This is a genomic window from Bacteroides sp. HF-4919 (assembly GCF_018860125.1).
The window spans coordinates 152,341-175,949 of sequence record NZ_JAHKNF010000007.1 but is presented as its reverse complement, the minus strand read 5'-3'; the positions used below and the strand labels follow the sequence as shown (position 1 = coordinate 175,949).

Sequence of the window (23,609 nt, the reverse complement as noted above, 5' to 3'; positions counted from 1 at the left end):
TTTTAAAATTTGAGTTATTTATGAATTCTTTTGTATTTCCTGGTAATATAGAGTCGGATATCCTTGGTATTTCTTCTCTTCCCATTCCCTACATGCGTACTTCCTCTTTTTCATCTTTGGTGCAAGATTGTGAGAGTATGTTGCTTCGTTTGATTGGTTGCCCTAATGGGCGGGTTATTTTTTATACAGCTTCCGGAACAGGTGCGATGGATGCAGTTGTAACCAATTATGTTTCTCTAAAGCATAAAGCTTTTGTTGTTGCTGGCGGTTCTTTTGGTTATCGTTGGAAAAGTTTATGCGACTATTATGATATTGATGTTGATTTGTATGAAGTGCCTTTCGCAAAAGATATAGATTACTCAGATCTTGAGGCCAAGATTGCATTATCGCATCCAGATGTGTTTCTTTGCCAGCAGCATGAAACCTCTACTGGACAAATGTTCAATTTAGATAAAATCTCCTATATTTGTAAGAAATATCATGTCTCTTTGGTCGTTGATGCAATCAGTTCTTTTTTGGCTGATCCTCTGCATATGTCTGATTTGGGAATAGATATCTGCATTACCAGTAGCCAAAAAGGCCTTAATATAGCTCCAGGGCTTTCTTTCGTCATTCTTTCTCAAAATATTTCGGATATGCACTTTGCCAGTTCCGGTTATTATTTTGATTTTAATGAAAATTTAAAAAATCTCCAACGCGGGCAGACCCCTTATAGTCCGGCTACTACGATTTTTTTACAATTGCATGAACGACTGAAACGTAATGTTCAGATAGGAGTAGACAGCATTATTTCCCGAGTTCGTGAACGTGCTTTGTTTTTTCGTACTTTATGTAATAAGTACAATTGGATTGTTCCTGCCGAAGTGCCGTCTAATTGCATCACCGGTTTTTTTATCAATCGTAATGGCGATATTCTTTTCAAAGAATTACTTGATAGGGAGATTTACATAATGCCGGGGGGAACACCTAATTATTTTCGGGTATCTCATCTTGGAGTACAGGATAAGCAGGATTTGCTTTGTTTGTCTGAGGAAATTTATCGTATCGAACAATTATAATTTATTCGATGAAACGGGTTATTACTTACGGTACATATGATTTGCTCCATCAAGGTCATTTGAATTTACTTCGTCGTGCCAAATCGTTAGGTGATTATTTGATTGTTGGTGTGACTACGGATAATTTTGATTTGGATCGGGGTAAGCTAAATGTCCGCAATAATGTAATGGAGCGTATCGAAAGTGTTCGTCGAACGGGGTTGGCTGACGAAATTATCATAGAAGAGTATGTCGGTCAAAAGATAGATGATATTCAGCGCTATAATATTGATGTATTTGCAATTGGTTCCGATTGGAGAGGCCATTTTGATTATCTGAAAGAGTATTGTGATGTTGTTTATCTAGATCGTACAGAGGGGATTTCCAGTACACAGTTGAGGAATGAGAGTTGTGTTCGTCTTGGTATCATCGGCACAGGGCGCATAGCCCATAAGTTTATTCCTGAGGTTGCTTTTGTCAATGGAGTTAACATAACTACAGTTTATAATCCTGATCAGGAGTCCGCATCTTCATTTTCAGAGCAATTTGGTATATCCCATGTGTCATGTTCTTTTTCCGAATTGTGTAAACATATAGATGCTGCTTATGTTGCATCTCCACATTTAACCCATTATGACTATGTTAAACAACTTTTGGATTGTGGGAAACACGTTTTATGCGAAACTCCTTTGACACTATCCTTTTCCGAGGCACAGCAACTTTGTGAACTTGCCAGATCCAAAGGATTGACTTTCATGGAAGCTAACAAAACAGCTCACTGCCCTGCTTTTAATCATCTGATTACATTGATAAAATCCGGTTTGATCGGTACCATCGTTGATATAGATGCTTCTTTATCCACTTTAAAGGTTCAGGGAGTGCGAGAACTTGACAGTTTTCAGGCCGGTGGTAGTGTGACTGAAAATCTCTCTTTTGCTTTACTTCCGGTATTTAAACTTTTGGGTACTAATTATAAAGAGGTAATGTTCTTTTCTTCTTTTAAGGATGGCGTTGATATTTTCACTAAAGGGATATTACGCTATGATTCGGCTATTGCTTCCTTTAAGTTGGGGCTTGGGGTCAAGACGGAAGGGAATCTGGTAATTTCAGGTACTAAAGGATATGCTTATGTTCCTGCACCTTGGTGGAAGACTGATTATTTTGAACTTCGTTATGAAGATACAAATCAAAATAAGAAATACTTTTATACTTATGCGGGCGAGGGTCTCCGTTATGAATTACAGGAATTTGTATCCTGCATAAACAATGGACTTTGTAATACGCATCGGCTAACCTATTCTGAAATGATTACTATGGCTGGGATTATAGAAAAATTCCGAAGGGGTGAACATGTTGAATTCCTATAGTGTAAATAGTTACAAAACTTATATGCTTTTTAATATAATGTTATTTTGCTGATATATGTCAGGTATTTAAAAATAATAATTTTTAAGCTATAGTCGTATAAAAATGTATTTAAGAATATAGGTGATTAAAAATATATATAAATGTAATATATGCTTAATAGTAAATCAGTCTTAATTACCGGTGGAACAGGTTCTTTCGGTAAGAAGTTTGTGGAAACAATCCTTCGGGATTATCCGAATGTTAAACGAATTGTTATCTATTCTCGTGATGAATTGAAGCAATTTGAACTTAAACAAAAATATCCGGAATCTAAATATCCCCAACTCCGCTTTTTTATAGGTGATGTTCGTGATGGTGAACGCTTGAAGCGTGCTTGTGAAGGTATTGACGTGATTATTCATGCGGCTGCGATCAAGCAAGTTGATACAGCGGAATATAATCCGGAAGAATGTATTAAAACGAATGTTCATGGCGCTCAGAATGTAATAAATGCAGCATTGCAAATAGGCGTTAAGCATGTTGTAGCTCTTTCTACGGATAAAGCTTGCGCTCCTATTAATCTGTACGGTGCTACTAAACTTACATCTGATAAGTTGTTTGTTTCTGCGAATAATATAAAAGGTGCAAAAGATATTAAGTTTTCAGTCGTTCGTTATGGTAATGTAATGGGTTCACGTGGTTCTGTTATTCCCTTTTTTATAAGCAAGAGGGATAATGGAACAACAGAATTACCTATAACCGATATGAAAATGACCCGCTTTAATATTTCTCTTCAAGCCGGTGTGGATTTGGTGATGTTTGCTATCGGACATCATTTAGGCGGTGAAATATTCATCCCTAAAATCCCCTCCTACCACATTGTGGATGTAGCCAAGGCTATTGCTCCCAACCTTCCTTTGGTTGAAGTTGGTATTCGTCCGGGTGAAAAACTCCATGAAGAAATGATTACGGCAACGGACGCCTTGAATACTATTGACTTAGGCCGTTATTATGCGATACTTCCCTCAGTGTCGTTTAATTATAGTAAAGAGGATTATATCCTCCATCATCATGCCATTGCTGTTCCCGGTGATTTCCATTACAGTTCAGATAAAAACGAGGAATGGGAAACGGTGGAGAGCATGCGTGAAAATATAAAGAAATATGTGGATCCAAATTTTGAAGTCAAATGATCAGTAAACCTATTCCTTATGGTCGCCAGTGTATAACAGACGGGGATATACAGGCTGTTATTGAAACCTTGAAATCAGATTATTTGACTCAAGGGCCTAAGATTAAGGAGTTTGAGGCAGCTTTCGCAGAATATGTAGGTGCCAAATATGCTGTGGCCGTAAATAATGCTACTTCAGGTCTCCATTTATCGGCTACTGCATTGGATGTCCGTCCCGGTGATAAAGTAATTGTTACTCCCATGACTTTTGCGGCGAGTGCTAATTGTATTCGTTACTGTGGTGGTGAGGTTGTTTTCTGTGATATTGATAAGGATACTTATCTAATGGATATTCACAAACTTGAATCTTTACTTCAATTGTCTCCCAAAGGGACTTATAAGGGAATTGTTCCGGTCGATTTCGCCGGGTATCCTTTGCAGATGGAGGCTTTTCGCAGGTTAGCAGATGAGTATGGGCTCTGGATCATAGAGGATGCTTGTCACGCTCCGGGTGGATATTTTGTAGATGGTAATGGGCAGAAACAGTATTGTGGGAATGGTTCTTTTGCCGATGTTTCAGTTTTCTCATTCCATCCTGTAAAACATATTGCTACGGGTGAGGGGGGGATGGTGACTACTAATAACAAAGAGTTATATGACCGACTGTGTCTTTACCGTACGCATGGCATTACAAAAAATCCTGATTTACTTCAAGAGCATCATGGTGGTTGGTATTATGAGATGCAAGAATTAGGTTATAATTATCGGCTCACTGATTTTCAGGCCGCTTTAGGCATTTCTCAACTGAAGCGTGCTGATTCAGGTCTGGCACGTCGTCAGGAGATAGCTCAACGCTATACTGAGGCTTTTTCCCAGCTAGAAGGTATTTGTACACCTCGTGTGGATCGTGACATTTTCCACGCTTATCACCTTTATATTATCCAAGTGGCAGATCGTTTGGGATTATATAACTATTTGCATGATAATAATATCTATGCACAGGTCCATTATGCTCCTTTGCATTTGATGCCTTATTATCAGCAATTCGGAAATAAAAAGGGAAGTTTGCCTGTTGTTGAAGAATATTATGATCATTGTTTAAGTTTGCCTATGTATCCAACTTTGACAGATGAAGAACAGGAATACGTGATTCATAAAGTGATAGAATTTGTGAGAAAATGAAAAATTTGGCAATAATTCCTGCAAGGGGAGGTAGTAAACGTATTCCTCGGAAAAATATTAAGCCCTTTATGGGTAAGCCCATTATTGCTTATTCCATTGAGGCGGCATTACAGTCAGGCATATTCGATGAGGTAATGGTTTCAACAGATGATGAAGAGATAGCTGAAATGGCAAAACAATATGGGGCTAATGTTCCATTTATGCGGTCAAAAAAAAATTCTGATGACCATGCGACAATGGAAGATGTTATAGAAGAAGTGTTAAATGAATATTATTGTCAAAATAAATCTTTTGATTCATTCTGCTGCATTTTGTCTACGGCTCCATTTTTGAGATCAATGTCTTTGATTAATAGTCATATTAAATTTTTAGATGGGCAATATGACTCGTTATTTCCTGTTTTGCGTTTTACATATCCTATTCAACGTGCTTTGAGACAAATTGACGGAAAAATTGTGATGCGTGAACCTCAGTATATTCATTCTCGTTCACAAGATTTAGAACCGATGTATCATGATTCTGGACTATTTTATTGGATGACTGTTTCTAAATTTATGGAAGTGAAAGAAATATTTTGTGATAATAGTGGTATGATAGAATTATCAGATCTGGAAGTTCAAGATATTGATACATATGAGGATTGGCGGATGGCAGAAATAAAATATCAAATGTTATATCATGTTGATAACAATTTTAACAGAAGGTAGCATTGATTGGGGAATAGGGCATATTTGCCGTTGTCTGGCTTTTTATGATGCGTTTTTAAACGAGGGTTTTGATGTTCGTTTTATAATTCATGGAGATACTTCTGTAACTTCACTTCTTTCTAACAGAAATGTCGAATATATTCCCTGGCTAGAAGATATAGCACTTTTAAAAAATTACATTAAAGATGAAGTGGTATTTATGGATTCTATTCAGGCGGATCAGTCAATGGTTGATTTTCTACAGAATCATGTTTATAAATTAATTGTAATCGATGATTATCGTCGTCGATATTACCGTGATTCTATTATCATTGATTGGACTCCTAATGTTGAAAATAGCCACCGGCATAAATGGAATTCCAGTAACTTGTATTTGTTGGGGTTGCAATATTCTGTTTTGCGGAATGCTTTTAATTTAAAATCTTTTTATACGGTAAAACCTTCAGTTACATCTGTTTTTATAATAATGGGCGGAACTGATGTGCGTGGTTTAACCATTCCTATAGTTTCCTCATTATTAAATTCATATTCTACTTTACAATACAATATTGTCATTGGTTCAAGAACACATGTTGATTTGTCTTTATTAAATAACAGAAATATTCGTTTCTTTTATTCTTTAGATGCTGAGCATATGAAAACGTTAATGCTGGAATCGGATGTGGCAATTTCTGCTGGCGGACAAACTTTGTATGAATTGGCTTCAGTGGGGCTTCCTACAATAGCAATTCAGGTAGTAGATAACCAGTCGGAAGATGTTTCCGGCTTTTTAAAAAAAGGAACATTGAGCAATGCTTTTCAATGGGATGATCCCTATTTGTTTGAGCACTTAATTCAAGAATTAAGAAAACTTTTTTCTTTTGAACGCCGTAAGTTTATATCGGATACTTCTTTGTCTCTATCTGTTGGAGAAGGAATGATTTCTATTGTTCAAGTAATAAAGGAAAATTTGGGATTATGTTGATTTTAGAGAATCGAGCTACTGTTATTCTATATAACTTTTTGCGAAGTAATATAAGATCGGGTAAATTTTTGTTGCCCGCTAATGTTTGTCCGATAGTTCCGACCACTTTTCTGAAGGCCGGTTTAAGTTTTGATTTTATAGATATTGACGATACACATGCGATGGACCAACATTTGGCACTAAAGGCTATTTGTTTAGGAGGTGTAAAGGGTGTATTGTTCGTACATGCTTATGGGCATCAATATGATACCTCAAAATTTTATTGTCAGATAAAAGAATTCGATTCATCTATTGTTGTTATTGATGATAGATGTTTATGTCCACCGGAGTTTCCTAGTGAGAATCAAAACAATATTGATTTGACTCTTTATAGTACAGGATATGCAAAATATGTAGAACTGTTGTATGGGGGATTTGGCATTATGAATGACTCCTTTTCCTATAAAAGAGAGTTTTTAGCCTATGATAATTCTGACTATCAGACCCAAATGGATTGCTATAAACAATATTTGTCAGATAATAAACGATATTATTATCATGACTCCGATTGGCTGGATATTTCAGGGAGTAACTGGACTATTGAAGAGTATAGGAAAATAGTTTTAGAAAAAAAAGAGATTGTTGATTTACATAAGCGACGACTTAATGCCATTTATGATGCTGAATTGCCCAATGATATAAAATATGGTTTAAAATATTGTGATTGGAGATTTCTTGTTTGTATTCCTAATCGGGCATTAGTTCTAAAAGCATTATTTGATAATGGTTTATTTGCTGGGACAAATTTCCCATCTGTTTCTTATATGTTCAGTGGTATCCATTCTCCTATAGCAGAAGTAAAATCTATGTGTATTTTGAATTTATTTAATGATCTTCGGGTTGATACCGAGTTTGTTTTTAAATCTTGCCGTATCATAAACTCTTTAATATAACTATGAAAAAAATTTTGATATTAGGTGCTGGAAACATTCAAGTGCCAATTATTTTAAAAGCTAAGGAATTGGGTTTGTATTGTATTGTGGCAGATATGGATTCGTGTGCTCCTGGTTTTGAATTTTCCGATGAACAGCTGGCTATTAGTACTTTGGATACTGATAAACTCATGAAATATGCTGAAAATAATAATCTTGATGGAGTCTTAACAACCTCAGATTATCCTGTAAATGTCGTTGCATCAATATCTAAAAAACTACATCTATCAGCGATGCCTGAAGATGTAGCTAAAATTTGTACGAATAAATACTTGCAGCGAGAACTCTTTTTGAGAAGTGGTGTTCATACTCCTGCTTTTTATTTATGCGATCAACAAACAGATTTGTCCTTATATCAAGAATTTCCTTATGTGGTAAAACCTGTCGATTCATCAGCTAGTCGTGGGGTTCAGCGTGTAGACAGTTTGGCACAATTGAAAGATGCTTTTGATTTAGCTTTGAGCTATTCAAGAAAAGGACAGGTTCTGATTGAGGATTTTATTGATGGGCGTGAATTTAGTGTGGAAACATTTACTCAAAAAGGAAGAACTTCCATTATAGCTGTTACGGAAAAGCTAATAATAGGTGAGGATGAAGGCTTTTTTGTAGAAGATACACACATTGAACCAGCCCGTATAACTGCTGATGAATATGGAATTATTGCCGCAGAGGTTATAAAGGCTATAAATATTATAGGTTTAGATAATTGCCCGTCACATACAGAAGTAAAGTTGAATTCCGGAGGAGCTTTCATCATAGAGATTGCATGCCGTTTGGGGGGAGACTATATAACATCGGATTTAGTTCCTCTTTCGACCGGTGTAGATATGCTTGGGAATTTAGTTAAAATATCGTTGGGTGAAACGATTGATGTCACTAAAAAGAGGTCTCGCTATTCCTGTGTGCAGTTTTTGAATCCACAGAATTATACTCGTTGCGTGGAATTTATAGAATCACATGATACCCATATCAGTCGATATGATATCCGTCCTTATTCAAAAACGTTAATAAAGAGTTCTCTGGACCGTTTAGGTTACATTATTTTTAGTACGGATACTTTGGCGGAATTAGAGTCGATTTTAGATAAAATAAAATAGAAAATATGAGTAAATGTTTCATAGTGGCTGAGATGTCAGCCAATCATAATGGAAATAAGCAAGTTGCAATAGAGACTATTAAAGCTGCAAAACGTGCTGGAGCTGATGCCATTAAACTACAGACTTATACAGCAGATACTATTACGTTAGATTGTAAGAGTGAAGATTTTAAGATAAAACAAGGAACTATCTGGGACGGTGGCTATCTGTATGATCTTTATAAACAAGCTTATACTCCTTGGGAATGGCATGAAGAACTTTTTCATGTTGCCCAAGAGGAGGGACTGGTTTGTTTTTCTTCTCCGTTTGATAAAACAGCTGTTGATTTTCTCGAAGGTTTGAATAATCCTATTTATAAGATAGCATCTTTTGAAATAACAGATATACCTCTGATAGAATATGCTGCCCGAACAATGAAACCTATTGTTATTTCTACAGGGATTGCTATGCAGGAGGACATCCAACTGGCCGTGGAAACTTGTCGTGCTGTAGGTAATAATGATATCACTTTATTGAAATGTACTTCATCGTATCCGGCCCCTATAAAAGAAGCCAATTTATGTATGATCAAAGATTTATCAGAGCGTTTTGGAGTGAAGGCGGGACTGTCTGATCATACGATTGGAAGCCTATCACCAATCGTTGCAGTTTCGTATGGTGCAGTTATGCTTGAAAAGCACTTTATAATAGATGCTTCTATAGGTGGTCCTGACGCATCTTTCTCCATGGATGAAAAGCATTTTGGCCGAATGGTGGAAGATATTCGTATAGCTGAGCAGTCAATTGGTGTGGTTTCTTATGAATTGACAGACAAAATGAAATCTGGGAGGGAATTTTGTCGTTCATTATATGTTGCTGAAGACATGAAAGTGGGTGATATTATAACAGAAGAGAATGTTCGTTCTGTAAGACCCGGATATGGATTACATCCGAAGTATCTAAAAGAAATATTAGGAAAAAAAATAGGATGTGAAGTTAAAAAAGGTGCGAAATTTCAACTAAATCTCATTAATTAAAGTTATGGATATTATAATAGGTGCAGGAGTTTCAGGTATTAGTTATGCCAATTTTACCAAAAGCGAGTATATTATTCTTGAAAAAGAGAAAGAGATAGGAGGATACTGTAGAACTATTAAAAAAGATGGGTATGTTTGGGATTACTCTGGACATTTTTTCCATTTTAGAAATTCTGATATTAAATCTATAGTAACTCGTAATATCTCTCCAGAAGAATTAAATATGGTTGAGAAAAGGACACAAATATTGTATAAGGATCAATATGTTGATTTTCCTTTTCAAAAAAACATACATCAATTAGAGAAAAAAGAATTTATAGATTGCTTGTATGATCTTTTTTCTGTGAAAAAGTTAACAGAAGATGTTAAATCATTTAAGGATATGGTTTATGCTAACTTAGGTAAGAGTATTGCTGATAAATTTTTAATTCCTTATAATCAAAAATTGTATGCATGTGATTTAGATTTATTAGATAGTGGAGCTATGGGAAGATTTTTCCCAAAAGCTAGTAAAGAGGAAATTATATTGAATTTTAAAAACAGTTGTCATAATAATTCATATAATTCTTTTTTTGTTTATCCAAAAGGAGGGGCTATTGAGTATATTAATTCATTATTTAAGAATTTAAATGAAGAAAAAGTTTTTCTGTCAGAGGAGGTTCTTAGTATTGATGTATGCAAGAAGGAAGTGAAAACAAATAGACGCATGCTTAATTATGATAACTTAATTTCAACGATTCCTTTTCCTGATTTATTGCAAAAATGTAATATTAAGTATGATTCTAATATATTTACGTGGAATAAAGTCTTAGTTTTTAACTTGGGATTTGATAAGAAAGGAAGTGAAACTAAAAATAGTTGGATATATATTCCTGATTCTGATATTATTTTCTATAGAGTCGGATTTTATGATAATATTATGGGAACAGATAAAATGTCTTTATATGTAGAAATAGGATTTGCAAAAGATACTGTAAATATTAATATTGAAGCTTATTTAGAAAGAGTCTTATTTGATTTAAAAAAGAAAGGAATTGTTACTGACCAAAAATTAGTAAGTTACAATTCTGTGCTAATGGATCCTGCTTATGTACATATCAATCGTAGAAGCATAGATACCGTGAATGAGTTAAAGAAGCGGTTAGCATTAAATAATGTGTTCTCTATTGGACGTTATGGTAGTTGGACTTATTGTTCAATAGAAGATAATATAATTGAAGCTCAAGAATTAACTAGATATTTGAATGGCGAAAAGTGTTGAGTGGATAAAACCTTATAAGGGGCTTATTAGCAACTTTTCTTATTTATCTGTATTAGAAGTTTTAAAAGTTGTATTTCCATTATTGACTGTTCCATATCTTTTCAGAGTATTAGGAGTGGACATTTATGGGCTTGTTGTTTTTGCTCAATCTATAATTGCTTATCTGAGTATATTGATAAGTTTCGGACTTGAGATTAAAGCGACAAAAGACATCGCAGTTTACAGAGAGGATAAAAAGAAGCTTAGTGAGATAGTATTGACCATTACCTATTTAAAGTTCCTGCTTTTTCTATCGGTGGCTTTGATTTTTGTTATTATAGTATTCACTTCATCCTTTTTTGCATCTCATAAACTTTTGTATATATTGTCATTGTCTATTGTTTTTAATGACATAATGTTGCCGTATTGGTATTTTCAAGGAATAGAACAAATGAAATATATTACGTTGATACGTTTTACTGTTGTTTCAGTATTTACTGCATTGACATTTATAGTAATCCGTTCTCCAGAAGATTATATTTATGTTAATTTATTGCAAGGAGTTGGAGGAGTTGTAGGAGGGGGAATGATTTATTATTTAATTTTTATAAAACATTCTCTTAGTTTTTATATTCCTCCATTGGATACAGCTAAATTATATTTTAAAGAAAGTTTACCTTTTTTCTCCTCAAGGTTGGCTAGTTTAATGAATCAAACTTTGGCAAAAGTGGCTTCGGGATTTTTTTTAGGTATGGAGCAGGTTGCCGTTTATGATTTAGCATATAAAATTTGTGGTGCAGCTTGTATTCCTCTACAAACAATAAATACTGCATTATTTCCATATAATGCTAAAAAACAAAATACTTCTTTTGTGAAAAAGATGTTGTATGTTTCGATTGCTTTAGGGGTCGTTTTGATGTTAATAACTGTATTGTTTGCTGATTTTTTTGTGAAAATTTTATCTGGTAAAGAAATAATAGAAGCTGTTTATGTTACATATATTCTTTCAGGATATGTATTAATGTGTAGTATGTCACTATATTTGGGTTCTCCAGTATTAGTTGCATTTGGATACTTTAAACCTTTTAATACTAGTGTGATTTATTCTACTTTGTTGCTTATTGCTGCGTATTTAATTTTGTACTTGGGAAATATTTTTAATTTATATATGTTTTCTGCTTGCTTGGTAATTATCGAAAGTTATATTGTAATATATAGACTTTGGTATTGTGTAAAATATAGAATTATTGTTTTTAAATAATTTATTCAATATTATTTAACTATGCTGCTTTATTATTTCTATTTGTAGTGAGAATAAAATATATAAGAGAAAACTATTTTTGATTTTACTGAATAGAGGTTTTATTAAAGTTTGAATTGTATGTTTTGTTTGCTTTTCTTTGGCCTTTTGTTGTTGCAAATAAAATAATATTGTTTATAAGACATATTTGATAAATTTATAATTTTTAGTTGATAGTGATATGGATGTTTTTAAGCAATAAATTTATAAAAAATGGGAAATTTGTCTAAATATAATGAGGATGGAAGTGTATTACGTGAGATTCAACTCCATATGTTAGAGATTTTGAAAGTATTCGATAAGATATGCCAAGAGTATAAGATACCTTATTGGCTTTCGTCTGGAACTTTACTAGGGGCAGTTAGACATGGTGGCTTTATACCATGGGATGATGATATTGATGTTGAATTATTGCGTGAAGATTTATTGCGTCTTATACCAATTTTGCAAAAAGAGCTTCCTAAGTATGGTTTAATCTATCAAGACCATCATTCTGATCCTGGTTATCTTTTTACTCATACGAAAATTAGAGATTTAAAATCTCACATATGTGAACAGAATAATATTGATGTAAATTATGAATATAGAGGTTTATTTATAGACATTTTTGCCTTGGAGAAAACGACTCCTATAATTATAAAATTGGCTAATATTGCTCGATGCTATATTCGTTTGTGTGGACATAAAAATGACAAATGGGGAATAAAAAGAGCTTTTGATGATTGTTGTTATCATGTTGCGCATGGATATTATTCTATTTTACGTTTGGTGTCGAAACTGTTTAAACCTAAATACTATTATGATCAGTTAGGTAGTGGTTATATTATGAAAAGGAATCCTCAATATATTTTTCCTCTCCAGCGAATCAAATTTGAAGATATAGAATTTAATGCTCCTGCTGATTGTGATGCATTTCTGCGTGATGCATTTGGAGATTATAGGAGATTGCCACCTGAAAGTGAGAGATGTGGTCATATAATTGATGCTGATTTTATTTGTAATAAGAAATGAAAATATTAAATTTTGTTTACTTAGGCTATGCAGATGCTCCAAATGGTGCTGCTACATTTTTTCGAACGTTTATTGAAAACAGGAATAAGTTCAATAGTGAAAGATGTGTTACGAGATTTTATTGCCAGAACTTAACTCAGGTTTTTCATGATAATAATGTTAGTAATAATGGGAAAATGCGTCATAGCATCTTTTTACGTCGTTTAATTTTGTCATATAGTAGGTATAGCATAATACTGACACTCGTTGTATTTTATTTATTTATTTTACGTCATGCCCAAAGAGTTGTGTCACAAATAAAGGACGTTGGAGAAAATGATCAATGGATTTTTAATGACCCTTTTGTTTGTTATTTTTTTCTTCAAAAATATTCATGTGTAAACAATAAAACATTGATTTTTCATAACGATGGTGACTTGACGAAAATGCTTTTTGTTAATTTCCCTAAACTCAAATGTAAGTATATAAAAAAAATAATAGAACACAAGGAAAATTTACTACTAAGGCATCTTGATAATATTGTATTACTTTCTGAGAATGCTTTAAAAGTTGCTACTAGGAAATATTCTATTTTAAATCTAAAATCAAAATACTTTGTAGTTAGTAATGGAGCGGAGTTACCCTATAAATTTAGGCAGAGAAAAGAGGATGGCAAACTAATTGGAGTATCTGTAGGAACTATTGGAATTCGTAAGGGTTTTGACTTGTTAGTTAGTGCTTGTGAAAAGCTGAATATTGATTCAAATAGAATTCATATTTATTGTATAGGCAATATTCAAGATAATAGCATTATAGAGTCATCAAAAAACTTAGATAATATCTCTTTTTTAGGTGCACTTTCACAAGAGTATATTGCCCAGGTATTAGCTGATGCAGATTTCTTTATATTATGTAGTCGTGATGAAGGAATGCCTATCTCTATTATAGAAGCTATGCAGTATAGTCTACCGATAATGGCAACCAATGTGGGAGCAATAGATCTGATGTTTGAAAATGGAAAAGAAGGAATTTTAATGTATCCAAGTGTTGAGAGTATATATGACACATTACAAAGTATTAATAATAGTAAATACTCTCTCAAAGAGATGGGAAAGGAGGCAAGAAGGCATTATGAGACTTGCTTTACAATAGAAAGTATGATTGAAAAATATAAGAAATTATTGAATGTATGAATCATTCCCTTAGACATGCGGTTATTCGCTGTAAATGGTTGTTGAAAATAATAAATGGATGCTTTAATTTTATTCATAGAAAACGTTTCAATCGAATAATAAGAGAAAGGAAAATGTTGTCATTATTTGACTATGACAAACTTGTTGTAAGTATCCCTTATAGTCCTAGTGAATTAGTAATTGATAATAATCTTTATGGAATAGCATATTGGTTAAAAAGTTATGCAGGATTAGATGTAAATAAATCATTAGATGCTTCAATTGAGCATGGTGTATTTTTTGGAAACTTAGTTCGCGAAGATGATAGATTGTATCCGGTTAAGTCGATGATAACTTTTGGTAATCGTAGAATTAAACATTTAGAGTATGGTGGAATAAATAAGAATATTATAGCTGTTGGACCATATATCCATTATGCACAATCATTACTATCTTATCAGGAGAAATCTGATTTGAAAGCCAAATTAGGACGAACCCTTCTTGTATTTCCGTCACATGGAATTATTGGTGTTACTGCGACTTTCAATAATGATGAATTTATTGAGGAAATAGAACGAGTTAGAAAGGATTTTGACACTGTTTTGATATCTTTATATTGGACTGATGTTTTGAAACCTGATTTGGTGGCTTCATATGAGGCTTTGGGCTATAAAATAGTTACTTCGGGTCATCGTTTTGATCTGAATTTCTTATCTCGTCAAAGGAGTTTTATAGAATTAGCTGATTATACAATGTCTAATAATTTAGGTACTCATGTGGGGTATTGTATACATTTAAATAAACCACATTATATCTTTCAACAAAGAGTATTTTATGATGCTAAAGATCAGAAGACACAAAAGCATTTAAGTGATGCTAGTAATCAAGATAATAACCTTACATATGAATGGGAATTGAAGGAAATATGTGAGGCTTTCAATCAATATGAAATAGATATAACAGAGAAGCAAAGAGAGATCGTTGAAGAATATTGGGGAGAATCATATATTCGTACTCCTGAAGAATTGAGAAATCTTTTGAGATATAGCAAATGACTTTCTATTATATGATTTTTTTATTTCTATTTTTATCCGTACTCTTAGGGAAAATATATAATAGAATACAATCAATCCTTTTCTTTTTGTGGATTATTTTCTTTGCAACAATAACTGCTATACGTGATGGAGTTGGAACTGATTTTGAATCATATGTAGGTATTTTTGAAATTACTCCCCAATGGGATAGTTTATTTTCTACTATGCCATTAGTCGATTGGGGCTTTTGGTATTTGAATTCTACGGTTAAGACATTTGGTGGGGATGTTGTAGTTTTATTTTTTTTTACTTCATTTATAACTACATTGTCACTCTATTTTGTATCTAAACGTATTTTACCTCAGTATACTTTAGTTGTATTGTTGATCTTTTATTCATTTTTTTTATTGAGATTTGAATTTAATACAATAAGGCATGGTATAATGGCTATGTGTACTTGGTTGGGCTTTACTTATATTCCTTCACGTAATTTTAAGTTGTTTTTTATTTATGTGTTTTTGGGAGGGTTGTTTCATGTTATAGGTTTTTTCTTCATCCCTTTTTATTGGCTTCTTAATTATAATATAAAACCTCAAAAATGTATTTTGGGTATTATTATTTCTTATTTTATCGGTTTTTATATTCCAATATTTCGATTTTTGCAAGCTGTGATACCTGTAAATAATATTATAGGAAATAAGTTGTTTTTTTATACTGAGGAGTATTATGCAACAGAAAATTCTTCCGCTGCAGGAATTACTTTGGGATTGATGGTATACACTATTTTATTTTTCATGTTACTATATTATTGGAAAAAAATAGAGAATTATACTTATGCTCTTTTATTAAGGAATTCTTTGTTTTGGGCTATATGCTTTGCTCTATTGTTTAATCAATATGGTGTTTTTGTAGAGCGGTTTACTAGTTTACTATATATAAGTATTGCATTTATTATCCCAATGATTATTCACACTTTACCTAAGGATAAACTAAATAAATTGATATTTTATTTTTTGTTCTTATTATATTGTTTTTTGTTACTTACTAAAAACTTATCATCAATAGAACCTTCAACAGGACATTTTCAATATATTCCATATCGTATAGTAAAAATAATATAAATGTAATGAGAAAAGAGATGGATTTAATTTCAATTATTACTCCTATGTATAATGGAGCAAAATATGTTAGTTATACAATAGACTCTGTTTTGGCCCAAACATATTCGAATTGGGAAATGATAATTGTTGATGATGGTTCAAAAGACAATGGAGCCGAGTTAGTCCAAACATATTCTGAGAAAGATGGACGTATTAAGTTATTTAGACAGGCAAATGGAGGGTCTTCAGTTGCTAGAAATAATGGACTGAAAAATGCAAAAGGAAGATATATTTGTTTTTTGGATTCTGATGATTTGTGGGAATCTAATTTTTTGGAGGAGCAAATCGTATTTATTAAAGCAAAACAAGCAAAAATAGTTTATGCTTCATATAAAAGGATTAATGATGTTGGGCAAGAGATATTAAAACCTTTTATTGTACCGACTCAAGTAAATTATAATAAATTACTAAGGTCCTGTTGTATTTCTTGCTTAACCGCTTTATTTGATAAAGAACAAACAGGTGACGTTTTCTTTGATGAGAAAATGGGTAGTATGCGAGATGATTATGTTTTTTGGTTGTCTATATTACGTAAAGGCGGATATGCATATGGGAATCAAAAAGTTCTTGCTTCATATAGAATTATGAATTCAAGTACAACGGGTGATAAAAAGAAAGTGATAAAACCACACTTTTTAGTTTATTATAAAGTTGAAAAATTAGGATTGTTCAAAAGCATTTATTACTTAATAAACTGGGCTTTCATCAGTTTTTTTAAATATAGAGGATAGTACATGAACATATTAATTACTGGAATTCATGGTTTTATTGGCTCTAATTTCGCGATAGCTTTAAAAGATAAACATATTTTATATGCCCTTAGTACTAGTTGCTCTATATTCAAAGGTGTGTTGAAAACTTTTTCTTGGCAAGATCTCGAACCCACATCTTTCCCTTTTCAAACTCTTCCTCAATTCGATGCCATTATTCATCTTGCCGGAAAGGCCCATGATACGAAAAACCAATCGGCTGCTCAGTCCTATTTTGATATCAATACCGGTTTGACTCAAAAGATATTCGATTTCTTTTTGGAGTCTTCTGCCAAGAAATTCATTTTCTTTAGTTCGGTGAAAGCTGCTGCCGATAGCGTAGTGGGAGACGTACTTACTGAAGACGTGACTCCGACCCCGGTTGGTCCTTATGGGGAGAGCAAGATTAAGGCGGAAGAGTATATAAAAGGGCATTTTATGTTTCCAACTGCTTCTATTGATGAGGATCAGTCTTTGCGGTTGGGGAAAGATAAGGGGAGGACGGCTATGAATAAACAGGTATATATCCTTCGTCCCTGTATGATTCATGGCCCTGGAAACAAGGGAAATTTAAATTTATTATATAACGTAGTGAAGAAGGGAATCCCTTGGCCTCTTGGCGATTTTGATAATCGCCGTTCGTTTACTTCAATCGATAACCTTTGTTATGTGATTGAGGGGCTTTTGAATCAGGATGTACCTACGGGCATCTACCATATGGGAGATGATGAAGCTCTGTCAACGAATGAACTGATTAGCATCATGTGTGAAGCAATGGGAAAAAAGCCGCATATCTGGAAGATGAACAAAGGGCTTATGGAAGGATGTGCCGGCTTGGGTACTCTGCTGCATTTACCTTTGAATACGGAAAGACTTCGTAAACTGACGGAGAATTATGTAGTAAGTAACGCTAAGATCAAAGCTGCTCTCGGGATTGATAAAATGCCTGTGACAGCTAAAGAGGGGTTGATGAAGACCATTCGTTCATTTGAAGAAACTAAATAACTTATGTACTATCTAATCATCTTAGTTCTGCTATTCCTGGCAGAACTTTTTTATTTCCGTATTGCGGATAAGTGTAACATTATCGATAAGCCTAACGAACGTAGTTCACATACCCGGATTACACTGCGTGGGGGAGGGATCATCTTTTATTTTGGGGTGTTGGCCTATTTTCTCACAAACCACTTTGAATATCCATGGTTTATGCTGGCTTTGAGTCTGATAACTTTTATCAGTTTTATAGATGACATTCGTTCTACTTCGCAAGGATTGCGTTTAGTCTTTCATTTTACGGCAATGGCTTTGATGTTTTATCAATGGGGATTGTTTAGCTTGCCTTGGTGGACAATCCTTGTTGCCCTGATCATTTGTATTGGGATTATTAATGCTTACAACTTTATGGATGGCATTAATGGCATAACAGGCGGATACTCATTGGTCATTCTGATAGCATTGGCCTATATAAATAGGGTATATGTTCCATTTGTTGAAACGGACTTTATTTATACTATACTTTGCGCAGTATTGGTCTTTAATTTTTTTAATTTCCGCAAACAAGCGAGATGTTTTGCCGGTGATGTTGGTTCGGTCAGTATAGCTTTTGTAATCCTGTTCCTGATCGGAAGTTTAATTATCAAAACAGAGAATTTTGGCTGGCTTATATTGCTTGCTGTATATGGAGTAGATAGTGTGTTGACGATCGTTCATCGATTGATGCTTCACGAAAATATTGGTTTGCCTCACCGGAAACACTTATATCAGATAATGGCTAATGAATTGAGAATACCGCACGTAGCAGTATCGTTGGTGTATATGATTGCGCAATTTGTAATTATCATCGGGTATTTATATTGCCGGGATTATGGTTATTGGTATTTATGGGGTTGTATCATCTTGCTGAGTGGAATATATATTGTTTTTATGAGCAAATATTTTCATTTGCATCTTTTACCTAAAAGATAATTATTATGTTTATGATAATTGGGGGTATGGTCGTTATTAATCCTTTCATAGTTGGAGGATATGTCTGATAATCCCTTCTATAACTTACTTTTCCGGTTTCTATAAACTGTTTTAATAAGGATGCAATTAATGCATCCTTATTTTTTTGCTTCGTTTATGGTGTCTTTTATACACGATGTATCCCGAAATGAGGATCAACGTTAGCAGAAGTCCGGAGATAAAAACGAATAGATCCGAGAAAACACCTAAGAGAGGTGAATAGCAGCGACCGACATGGAGTTCTAAGCAGAAATTCCATAATGACATGGGGTGCTGTTGCATAAAAACAGGCATTGCCGGCAATGCTAAATTATTCTCTTTATTGCGTGCTCCGTTGTCGTATTCGAAGATTACCTCCCGTGTGATTAAATCGTCGGTGAATCCGTTAACGAGACTGCCGCCGAGCGGTCTCCCGTAAGTTGCTGCCGGGGGTTGCCCTGTATAATAATCGAGAACACTTCCTGTAGATGGATTCCAGATAAACAGTCCGCTGAAAGAGCCGATTAACCATTCGTCCGGGTTTTTCGGATAAAACACATTAACTCCCATAGGACTTACCGGTGGGGTTCGTTTTAATTTAACCGGTGGCAGTGTAAAGTCGTTTATAAGATAGAAACCGGTTGACGAAGACAATAACCAGACATTTTTTGATGCGTCCCATCGGATACTGCGGAGTTTGTCATGCCACGGATTGTCTGAATCAAGAGTTGTTCCGGGGATGGGGTTCGTGTTCACCAGAACAAAAGGTATCATTAGAGGCGGTCGGAGACACATACCCGTAACAGATAACAATATGGTCAGTACGATCAGCCATGTACCCAATTTATTGTGCCAGTTCAGTGAAGTTTTCAAGGCCTTTGCCTGTGTTTTGACAGGGAGCCTTTTTCTGTGTCTTCGGCGAATGAATGAGGGAAGAAAAGTATATATGATTCCCGTTATACTGAGAATGATTAATACTACTCCCAGAAAATCAACTACCAGTTTGCCGGGTGTACCGAACAACTCTCCGCTATGGAGGAGCCAGATGGTACGGAATAAGGAGGTTTTCGGTGAATAACTCGCGGGGGCTTTTAATTCTATTTTTTTGAATTGATGGTAAGGAGATACACTGGTATACAGATTAGAACGTGTGAGCACGACCAGAGTATCTCCGCGTTGGGTTATATCTGAGATTCGTTCCTCGTTTCCGGATATCGGATACTCCTGCCATTTGTTTTTGTCCAGGAGATAGACAGAGTATAATCCGGCACACCAAATATCGTTATTGGCAAGGCGGATGATATTACTTATTTTGCGATTGTCGATTCCCCGAACCAGACCTTGGTTGAAATCGGTAAAGGTGATGAAACAGGAGTCTGTTTGCCAGACTCCTGCATTACCATATGCCAGAATTTTCCCATCAGGAAGGCGTAATGTTCCTTTTATGATTCCATTATTCCAGTTTCTGTAGTGATAGCTTTCCGGCATCCAGTTTCTGTTGACTTCAACTTTTGAAAAAAGTGTACGGTGATTGAGTACAATGCCTGAGAAACAGAACATCAGGATAAAGAAGCTAAAGAACAAACCTACCCATTTATGGTATTTCTTCCAGAAATTTTTCATTAGAGATTGTTACTTAGTTTAAATTGGTACTGCCATTCGGCTGAATGGCGTATTCAAAGGAATAAATGCCACTATTGCCTTCGTCATCATAAAAACTTTTGGCTTTTAGTTTTGCATATTTCCCACTGGCTGTGCGGACGATAAATACATAATCACTTGGCGTGTAAGTGGGAGGGGGGCCGGCAAAAGTGATTGCTTTACAAAGTACTTCGTTGGCAGTAGACTCCATGGTAGGAGGAGGAAATCCGGTGCCGGGAGCGGTAATGGTATAGGCTGCATCGACAGTGAATGTTCCTTGAGGAACTGTCGTACAGGCTGCCATATCTTTGATATTCGTGAGTAAAGCACCGCCTTTTCCCTTACCGGACGCGCCGCTGTTGGTACGCACATTGTAACGGTTGAATGCGATATCCCAATCTGTATTTTCGGCATGGGTTTCTTCACTGACGTTTACTTCTTTTCCTTTTTCAAGTGAATAATAAATCCAGTCGTTCCCATATGCTGTTTTCCGGCTCAGGCTTACCTGTTTTACCGGTAAAGCACCTCCCCCCTGTGAGGGATCGTCGGGCAGAGAACCGTTATTGTCACCTGAGCAGGAGGTGCTGATAAATGCTGATAGTACGCCAAATAATAGAATGGCGAATCTGAATTTGCTTTTGTTGTTCATACTTGTTTTAGTTTAATTTATTTATAGTGTATAATTACATGCGATAAAATAATTTCTTCCCGGTGAGGTAGAGGTATTGAAGGTTACCCGGTCTGAGGTATAATCGAACAGGTTGGTTATTCCTGCCGTGATTCTCAGGTTCTGCATGATGTATTGTGACACCGTCAGATCCCAAAGACAATAGGGGTTCACCTTAGCCTGATAGTAAGCTTCTACTTTCTTTCCCTCTATTTCGAGTTCGTCCAATACGTCGAATCTCTTTTTTCCCATGATATTGCCGGACAGATTGACAACTGTGGCATAACGGGGGATACGTGTATTGTATTCGGCACGGATGTTGCCGGAATGTGGACTGGAAGAACTTAACCGGACTCCGTCAGCGTCTTTGCTTGTGTAGAGGTAATTGTAAGCTCCGTGTACATTGATGTGTCTGTTTATCTGTACCTTGCACATGGTTTCAACTCCTGCCAGATGACTTTTCCCCACATTGGTATAATGGAGTTCGGTTTGGTCATTACTCCACATTCCTTCTATTTTGTTTCGGAACCAGTTACTGTAGATGTTGGTATTGATATTGATCCAACTATTCACGTACTCTCCTGAAAGTGATATATAATTGTTGGTTTCAGGTTTCAGTTTACTGTTGCCATATATCCAGAACATCCCCAGGTGATCCCAATTCATATAGAGTTCTTTAATGCTGGGTGAACGGTATCCGCGTGCATAATTGAAGCGGACTGTGAATGGGAATACTTTATACATGACAGAAGCTTTGGGAGTGACGTTGGCACCATATTTTTCATGATAGTCACATCGCAGTCCCGCCACAACGGAGAATTGCTTGTTGATACTCCAATCGTCCTGGAGGAAAGCGGTAGCATACCATTGGCTTTTGTTCTCTTTTACACCGGTTTCGAATTTATCACTGAACAATGACTCTCTGTAAAATTCCAAACCGCCCGTGATGGTCTGTTTGTCCAATGCAGTGGTAGTGTAAACGACGCGTGGCTGAATAATATTGTTTTTATATTCAAGGCGGCGCCCGCTTTTCAATTCGTATTTATCATAACGATTGTAATGGTCGGTATGAATAGAAGCAACCAGAGCCGATTTATCGGAAATCGTATAGTCTATTGTGCCCCCATAAGTATAGTCTTCTGATTTTTCGAAAATGTTATCTGCTTGAAAATCATACTTGTTTAGCATATAATAGCTTCCCTTTAACTGGACCTTCAGTCGTTTACTGAAACGATAATCCATTTTATGGGTTACTTGCACGTCTTCGTATCCCGATATGCTGGTGGGAGTTGTGTTGAGTTCTTCGGTAATTGTGGTGTTATAGGCCGGGAAGAATTTTACCAACGGCTTTTTGTCATATAATTGATATCCGTCGAAACTTTTATAAAGTATATCGGTGTTCATCGTGAATTTTCCTAAGTTTAATCCAAGGGATAAATTGGTGTTCAGATTGGGTTTATCTAAATGGGTCCGGTACTTGTATTGTGAATGGTCCTTGGGGGTATCTTTATAATTTTGCTGGTTTTTTCCCGCATAACGTATCCCTGCGGAGGCTTCAAACTTCTTTTGGGCTTTACGGGTAATGATATTGATGACTCCACCCATAGCTTGTGAGCCGTAAAGGGCAGAAGAGGCCCCTTTGACTATTTCGATATGGTCGATGTTATAAAGATTGATTCGTGAATAGTCAATGTTGCCACCGTTTTCTCCTGCTATGCGTTCACCGTCTATCAGGAAAAGGATATGTTTGGAGCCCAAGCCCTGTATGTCGATACTGGTTCCATAACCGACTTCCTGAAAATTGAGTCCGGGTACTTCCTGGGTCAAGAGATCCTGGATGTTACCGGTTCCCCTTTCTTCTATTTGTTTTGCGGTGATTACCTGAGTGATAACCGGTGTATTTTTTATTTTTTTTTTCAGTTCGGGTGGCTGTAACCACAATTTGTTCAAGGTTGAAAGGATCATCATTCATATAAGAAACTGTGTCCTTTTCTTGCCGTACATTCTGTGCTGCTAAAGGGAGTGCACCTATAAAAGTCAGTAGTAATGCAAATTTTGTTCTTATCATAATCTTTGTTTTTGGATCAGCAAAGATATAGGGTACTTAAAGAGTGTGAAATACCTAAAAATAGGTAAAAGACGGATGCAGATTAATACTAATTCCATCGAAATAATCAGTTC

At 35.2% G+C, this 23,609-nt stretch carries 20 protein-coding genes and 1 pseudogene; 18 read left to right on the top strand and 3 right to left on the bottom strand.

From position 1 onward, the window contains the following. The first annotated feature begins 20 nt into the window (after positions 1 to 20). The 18 genes from KO473_RS13650 (at position 21) to KO473_RS13565 (ending at position 19,102) form a co-directional block, all read left to right on the top strand. The gene (locus KO473_RS13650; protein WP_005818693.1) at positions 21 to 1,058 is read left to right on the top strand and encodes an alanine--glyoxylate aminotransferase family protein; all 1,038 of its coding nucleotides are present in this window, start codon (positions 21 to 23) and stop codon (positions 1,056 to 1,058) included. An 8-nt stretch (positions 1,059 to 1,066) separates the two neighbouring features. Continuing rightward, on the top strand, positions 1,067 to 2,404 hold the full coding sequence (locus KO473_RS13645) for a Gfo/Idh/MocA family oxidoreductase (protein ID WP_005818695.1): 1,338 nt from the start codon (positions 1,067 to 1,069) through the stop codon (positions 2,402 to 2,404). A gap of 150 nt (positions 2,405 to 2,554) precedes the next feature. Further along, the gene (gene pseB / locus KO473_RS13640) at positions 2,555 to 3,577 is read left to right on the top strand and encodes a UDP-N-acetylglucosamine 4,6-dehydratase (inverting) (RefSeq protein WP_216035129.1); all 1,023 of its coding nucleotides are present in this window, start codon (positions 2,555 to 2,557) and stop codon (positions 3,575 to 3,577) included. Continuing rightward, positions 3,574 to 4,737 carry a UDP-4-amino-4,6-dideoxy-N-acetyl-beta-L-altrosamine transaminase gene (gene pseC / locus KO473_RS13635; RefSeq protein WP_005818699.1) on the top strand — a complete coding sequence of 388 codons (1,164 nt, stop codon included), beginning with the start codon at positions 3,574 to 3,576 and terminating at the stop codon, positions 4,735 to 4,737. Before pseB ends, pseC begins: the two co-directional genes overlap by 4 nt. Further along, positions 4,734 to 5,444, top strand: a complete 711-nt coding sequence (pseF, locus tag KO473_RS13630) for a pseudaminic acid cytidylyltransferase (RefSeq protein WP_005818701.1) — start codon at positions 4,734 to 4,736, stop codon at positions 5,442 to 5,444. The genes pseC and pseF overlap by 4 nt, the downstream gene beginning before the upstream one ends. Further along, positions 5,416 to 6,408 (top strand): PseG/SpsG family protein, encoded by a 993-nt coding sequence (locus tag KO473_RS13625; protein ID WP_005818702.1) that lies wholly within the window; start codon positions 5,416 to 5,418, stop codon positions 6,406 to 6,408. The genes pseF and KO473_RS13625 overlap by 29 nt, the downstream gene beginning before the upstream one ends. Continuing rightward, positions 6,402 to 7,340, top strand: coding sequence for a hypothetical protein (locus KO473_RS13620; RefSeq protein ID WP_005818704.1), 939 nt, complete (start codon positions 6,402 to 6,404; stop codon positions 7,338 to 7,340). The genes KO473_RS13625 and KO473_RS13620 overlap by 7 nt, the downstream gene beginning before the upstream one ends. Positions 7,341 to 7,342: 2 nt before the next feature. Then, on the top strand, positions 7,343 to 8,476 hold the full coding sequence (locus tag KO473_RS13615; protein ID WP_005818705.1) for an ATP-grasp domain-containing protein: 1,134 nt from the start codon (positions 7,343 to 7,345) through the stop codon (positions 8,474 to 8,476). Positions 8,477 to 8,481: 5 nt separating this feature from the next. Further along, positions 8,482 to 9,492 carry a pseudaminic acid synthase gene (gene pseI, locus KO473_RS13610; protein ID WP_005818707.1) on the top strand — a complete coding sequence of 337 codons (1,011 nt, stop codon included), beginning with the start codon at positions 8,482 to 8,484 and terminating at the stop codon, positions 9,490 to 9,492. Between the two features lie 4 nt (positions 9,493 to 9,496). Continuing rightward, on the top strand, positions 9,497 to 10,753 hold the full coding sequence (locus KO473_RS13605; protein ID WP_005818708.1) for an NAD(P)/FAD-dependent oxidoreductase: 1,257 nt from the start codon (positions 9,497 to 9,499) through the stop codon (positions 10,751 to 10,753). Then, entirely contained in the window at positions 10,737 to 11,993 is a 1,257-nt protein-coding gene (locus tag KO473_RS13600) for an oligosaccharide flippase family protein (protein WP_005818710.1), read from the top strand. The genes KO473_RS13605 and KO473_RS13600 overlap by 17 nt, the downstream gene beginning before the upstream one ends. A gap of 252 nt (positions 11,994 to 12,245) precedes the next feature. Beyond that, positions 12,246 to 13,043 carry a phosphorylcholine transferase LicD gene (locus KO473_RS13595; RefSeq protein ID WP_005818712.1) on the top strand — a complete coding sequence of 266 codons (798 nt, stop codon included), beginning with the start codon at positions 12,246 to 12,248 and terminating at the stop codon, positions 13,041 to 13,043. Continuing rightward, complete coding sequence (locus tag KO473_RS13590; RefSeq protein ID WP_005818714.1) at positions 13,040 to 14,215, top strand: glycosyltransferase family 4 protein; 1,176 nt, start codon at positions 13,040 to 13,042, stop codon at positions 14,213 to 14,215. The genes KO473_RS13595 and KO473_RS13590 overlap by 4 nt, the downstream gene beginning before the upstream one ends. Next, positions 14,212 to 15,249, top strand: coding sequence for a hypothetical protein (locus tag KO473_RS13585; protein WP_234058942.1), 1,038 nt, complete (start codon positions 14,212 to 14,214; stop codon positions 15,247 to 15,249). The genes KO473_RS13590 and KO473_RS13585 overlap by 4 nt, the downstream gene beginning before the upstream one ends. An 11-nt stretch (positions 15,250 to 15,260) precedes the next feature. Further along, entirely contained in the window at positions 15,261 to 16,349 is a 1,089-nt protein-coding gene (locus KO473_RS13580) for an EpsG family protein (protein ID WP_157195907.1), read from the top strand. A 5-nt stretch (positions 16,350 to 16,354) separates the two neighbouring features. Further along, positions 16,355 to 17,119, top strand: a complete 765-nt coding sequence (locus KO473_RS13575; protein WP_005818720.1) for a glycosyltransferase family A protein — start codon at positions 16,355 to 16,357, stop codon at positions 17,117 to 17,119. 3 nt (positions 17,120 to 17,122) lie between these two features. Continuing rightward, positions 17,123 to 18,142 carry an NAD-dependent epimerase/dehydratase family protein gene (locus KO473_RS13570; RefSeq protein ID WP_005818722.1) on the top strand — a complete coding sequence of 340 codons (1,020 nt, stop codon included), beginning with the start codon at positions 17,123 to 17,125 and terminating at the stop codon, positions 18,140 to 18,142. Positions 18,143 to 18,145: 3 nt separating this feature from the next. After that, on the top strand, positions 18,146 to 19,102 hold the full coding sequence (locus KO473_RS13565; protein WP_122130464.1) for a glycosyltransferase family 4 protein: 957 nt from the start codon (positions 18,146 to 18,148) through the stop codon (positions 19,100 to 19,102). 126 nt (positions 19,103 to 19,228) lie between these two features. On the opposite strand, the gene KO473_RS13560 is transcribed toward KO473_RS13565, so the two are convergent. The 3 genes and pseudogenes from KO473_RS13560 to KO473_RS13550 form a co-directional block, all read right to left on the bottom strand. After that, positions 19,229 to 20,743, bottom strand: coding sequence for a PepSY-associated TM helix domain-containing protein (locus tag KO473_RS13560; RefSeq protein ID WP_122130463.1), 1,515 nt, complete (start codon positions 20,741 to 20,743; stop codon positions 19,229 to 19,231). Between the two features lie 13 nt (positions 20,744 to 20,756). Beyond that, the gene (locus tag KO473_RS13555) at positions 20,757 to 21,410 is read right to left on the bottom strand and encodes an HmuY family protein (RefSeq protein WP_022011805.1); all 654 of its coding nucleotides are present in this window, start codon (positions 21,408 to 21,410) and stop codon (positions 20,757 to 20,759) included. Between the two features lie 21 nt (positions 21,411 to 21,431). Beyond that, positions 21,432 to 23,496 (bottom strand): annotated as a pseudogene (locus tag KO473_RS13550) (TonB-dependent receptor plug domain-containing protein). Positions 23,497 to 23,609 lie beyond the last annotated feature (113 nt).